The sequence below is a fragment of the Microcystis sp. LE19-131.1A genome, from assembly GCF_027532015.1.
GTDB classification, from domain to species: domain Bacteria; phylum Cyanobacteriota; class Cyanobacteriia; order Cyanobacteriales; family Microcystaceae; genus Microcystis; species Microcystis ichthyoblabe_A.
Window position 1 is genome coordinate 1 of sequence record NZ_JAPZSS010000044.1, and the last position, 4220, is coordinate 4220.

Below are 4220 nucleotides of genomic sequence, written 5' to 3' on the forward strand. Positions count from 1 at the left end.
TCCACCTAGGGCCATGAAGGCGCAGGGGAAGAGTAGTAAACCAGACCAACCGATGAAGACGAAACGGTCTCTTTTGAGCCAGTCATCGAGAGCATCAAACAGCCCTCTTTCTGGGGCGCGTCCGACAGCAATGGTCATGGGGGTTTTCTCCGAAAAATGTATATTATTGCTAAGATTTCGCCCTCTTCCCTCCATCCATCTGAGCAGGCGAGCAGATGTGTGGAAGAATTGTGAGAAATCTTTACTTTTCTTAACTTACACTATTTTGGAAAAAATGGCTAATGTTTTTCAGGTCGATCCTAAGAAAATCTAAAATTTTTCGGGAGACCACTTGCTGCGCCGAACGTCGCGCAGCTCAGTCGAGCCGTTGCGGGGGGAGATGGGGATTTGGGGATTTGGGGAGATATGCCGCCTCAATATTAAGTTTCATTTAGGGGGTGTTAGACCGATGGAAGTGGGATACTAGGATCAGAGAACCACCTTTTAAGCTAAACGCTGAAAGAGTTCACTAGAAACAAAAAGGAAGAAATTTATGGTGACAGTAACGCAAGCTGGGACTACAAGCTGTTCCACGACAGTGGTTAGGGGAATAGATCGGCAACTCATTGCTCAAATGAATCGACTTGTCTCAGGTGCTTTAGTTGATTTTTCTTCGCCCAAGATCAGGCTTGGACAAGCAGTTTGGCCATTATTGCAACCAGCAGCTAAACGCGCTCTAGATCGGGCAGTTGCCAATCGAGGCCAGACTCTGATTGTCAACTCCGCTTATCGGACTATTGCCCAACAACTGCTTCTTTTTCAACACGATCAGGCGAATCGATGTGGCATTACTATCGCTGCTGAGCCAGGAAAGAGCAACCATCAAAGTGGATTAGCTCTCGATATTGAAGATCATGCAGGCTGGCGACCTTTCCTAGAAGCTCAGGGCTGGAAGTGGCTAGGTCCATCAGATCCGGTTCATTTTGACTTTAAAGGTGCTGGGGTTCGTGACATTCGCTCAACTGCTATCCTGGCGTTCCAGCAACTGTGGAATCAAAACAATCCCAATGACAGGATTGCAGAGGATGGGCAGTGGGGTCCAAATACCGCCGCTCGTCTCGGTAAATCTCCTGCTAATGGCTTTGCTAATGGTCCGACTCTGGACACACCGATTGGTAGTGGGGGTAGCGTTGAACTAGGAGATCGCTTATTGCAACTCACGCGCCCACTTTTGGAAGGAGATGACGTGCGTCAAGTTCAGCAAGCATTAGTCCGCAATGGTTTCCAGTCAACAGTTGATGGTTTCTTTGGTCCAAAGACAGAAGAAGCAGTTAAAGCATTTCAACAACAGAAACAATTGCAACCTGTTGATGGCATCGTTGGACCTGCCACGCTTGCGGCTTTGGGACTCTCATCTTCCTAAAGGCAAACTGACATCAAAAATCCTGGAAACCAGCGAAAACAAAATGCAAGGAGAATTTACACAATGATCGGTCCAACCTTACGTTTATTTGACGGATTTGACCACACTTCTCCTCAACTTCGAGACGAAGTGATGGAACTGCAAGAACTGCTCAATGCCAAAGGAATTGCTGTCGTTATTGATGGCTTCTTTGGACAGGCAACCGAAATGGCTGTCAAACAATTTCAACGCTCTCGCAGTTTGGATGATGATGGAATTGTCGGTCCTCTGACTTGGGCCGCATTATCAGACGAGCAACCTCCTAATCTTGAACTTACATTTAATACGACAATTGCTCGCAATGATGCTTCCATGCTCAGACAATTAGAAGCGGCTCAACAGTTTAGAGCTTTTATTGAAGAAGGAGCTAACCAACAGGGCTTTCCGATTGCTGTGATTGCGGGCATTGGTTCACGCGAATCTCACTGGGGATTACTCTTAAATCCACCCGGTCCCTCTGGTACGGGAGATTTTGGTCACGGTCGGGGACTGATGCAAATTGATGACCGTGCTTTTCCTCAGTTTACCTCTACTGGTAAGTGGAAAGATCCCAGAGAGAACATTCTCTTTGGCTGTCAAGTTCTTGCTGACAACCGAGCTTTTATGCAACGCAAGACTAATTTGCAAGGCAAAGAGCTTATCCGTGCAGCTTTAGCTGCATACAATTCTGGACCTGGAAATGCACTAAGAGCTTTGCTCGACCGCGGAGATGTTGATTTCTTCACTGCTAACCGGAATTATGGCAAAGATACTCTCAGTCGAGCCGGATGGTTCCAGTTACGTGGTTGGAGTTGACTAACAAAGCAAGTAGAGTTGTTGCATGAGCTAAATTATTGGCAACAACTCTATACTTTAGTTCAAAGATTTAAACAATTTTATTGCTGAGATTTTTTCTAATTATGCCATTTACCGCCAAAGTCATTACCACAGCCGAATGGGGAGCGAGACCGCCAAAACTGGGAACGTTTCCTTTTAAAAGAACAGTTCCCCGTTATGTCATCGTCCACTATTTTTGTAAAAGGAGGTAAAAGCCACAATTAAACTTAAAACTCCATACATCGATCCAGTTTTATCCCCAAAAAAGAGGTGAATGACAATGAAAAAATCAATTGTTAAATGGATGCTTACTGCATTACTAACTACTGTTTTTGTGACTTTTGCCTATGGATTAGTTACCAACGTCTTAGCTCAAACTCCCTCTCCAACTCCTGCTGCTGTAACACCTTCCCCCCAAACTCCCTCCCCGACTGTTACTACAACACCTTCCCCTCAAATTCCCTCCCCGACTCCTGCTCCAACATCTTCTTCTAAAACTGAACCTGAGACTCCTGCGAGGTTCTCTCTCTTTGCGTTCCTAATAGCATTAGGGAGTGTTTTGGGTTTCTATACAATTACTGTCTGGTGGGTAAGCAGGGATAACAACGATGGTTTCTGGGAATTATTTTTTAAGCCTGTAGCTTTGACAGCAGGACAATTTGGTAAAGCTAGTCTTTCTAATTTTCAAATTTTTGGTTTCACTTTGGTGGTGCTATTGCGGCTTGTATACACTCTGTCCAGTCGTGGGGTGCTGAGTGGGCTATCAAATGATATTCTTTTACTACTAGGTATCAGCGCTGTTGGCACAACTGGTTCCAAGGTTGTAGCATTGGGAAACAAACGACTGACATTCTCTAATTGGGCCTGGTTGCGAAATCATGAATGGCTGACCATTGGTGAAAAAGGTTACGAGAAAAAACCAGAATTAGAAGATGCAAAATGGAGCGACCTAATCAAAAGCGGTGGTTCATTTGATGTTTACAGCTTTCAACTAGCAGGTTTTAGCTTGTTGGTAGCTGCTAGCTTATTTTTAGGTGTTTTCGGTACTGGTTCAGATCTGGCGACATTTACTTTACCGCAAAACTTTCTTTCTATTCTTGGACTGAGCAACGTTGTCTATCTAGGAGGGAAAGTTACAGATCCAAATTCTTACGAAGAACTCAACCAAAAAATCGATGAATTACGGACAGAAGAAACAGACTTAATTTCTCAATACCCTAATATTCAACCTGAAAGTTATGGAAAGTATATTGCCAAAGCGCGTATTGTTGCAGAGATGCTAAGGTCATTTTACGGTCAGAAAGGAACTTTTGGCGGTCAGTCTACCATTGAATTTAGTAAACTGATACCAAAGATTCCTCAAAAAGATCCCCAATTTCAGCCAGCGATCACTTAATGACAAAAGTGCGATCGCCAGAGAGCGATGCTAACACGTCGCTGCAACGGACTGATACTATAGACCTCTTGCAAAAATCAAAAATCTTCCGTTAGCGATCGCCGATCTTGTAAGCTGCGTTCCCTGATGCAACTCCTAATTACTCTGCCAATAAATTCCTGGGAACGCACCAAGATTATGGACTTTGAGCAAGCGATCGCATTTTTAGGATGCGTTCCCCGAAGCCTTTGGGTTTTGCCAACCAGATTTGGACAGAACTATAATAACAATTGTACTTAATCATGTACAACTCTGATGAGCGTCAACATTGTCAACTTTAGTGAAGCCCGAAAAAACTTTAAATCTGTAATAGATACAGTAGCCAATGATAAAAACTGTAGGCTCTTCGTTACCCTTTATGCTAAATCAACAGACAAGATGCCAAGACAACATACTTCTAACCCAAAAATTCCGAAAGTTTCTAAAGCCATAGCCTCTCCGTTTTATTAGTTTAAGTTTATTGTTGATTCCCTCGACCATCCCATTAGTTGTCCTTCGCTCGAAATAACTAATGATTTCTCCAAACCA

At 43.9% G+C, this 4220-nt stretch carries 4 protein-coding genes and 1 pseudogene; 3 read left to right on the top strand and 2 right to left on the bottom strand.

All coding sequences use genetic code 11. The features are described from left to right. A pseudogene (locus O9323_RS03760) lies at positions 1 to 138 on the bottom strand (photosystem II D2 protein (photosystem q(a) protein)); the annotation flags it as partial. Positions 139 to 691: 553 nt separating this feature from the next. On the opposite strand from O9323_RS03760, the gene O9323_RS03765 reads away from it, so the two are divergent. From O9323_RS03765 to O9323_RS03775, 3 genes are all read left to right on the top strand, one after another. Beyond that, entirely contained in the window at positions 692 to 1402 is a 711-nt protein-coding gene (locus tag O9323_RS03765) for a peptidoglycan-binding protein (protein WP_288124709.1), read from the top strand. A gap of 63 nt (positions 1403 to 1465) precedes the next feature. Then, positions 1466 to 2236 (top strand): peptidoglycan-binding protein, encoded by a 771-nt coding sequence (locus tag O9323_RS03770; RefSeq protein WP_288124710.1) that lies wholly within the window; start codon positions 1466 to 1468, stop codon positions 2234 to 2236. Between the two features lie 301 nt (positions 2237 to 2537). Next, positions 2538 to 3653, top strand: coding sequence for a hypothetical protein (locus tag O9323_RS03775; RefSeq protein ID WP_288124711.1), 1116 nt, complete (start codon positions 2538 to 2540; stop codon positions 3651 to 3653). Positions 3654 to 4058: 405 nt separating this feature from the next. On the opposite strand, the gene O9323_RS03780 is transcribed toward O9323_RS03775, so the two are convergent. Next, positions 4059 to 4220 (bottom strand): transposase (locus O9323_RS03780; protein ID WP_287730184.1); only part of this gene is annotated, 162 nt, incomplete at its 5' end.

Coding starts and splice junctions, on each gene's coding strand:
- O9323_RS03775 (WP_288124711.1), top strand. CDS start 2,538: ATGAAAAAATCAATTGTTAAATGGATGCTTACTGCATTACTAACTACT.
- O9323_RS03770 (WP_288124710.1), top strand. CDS start 1,466: ATGATCGGTCCAACCTTACGTTTATTTGACGGATTTGACCACACTTCT.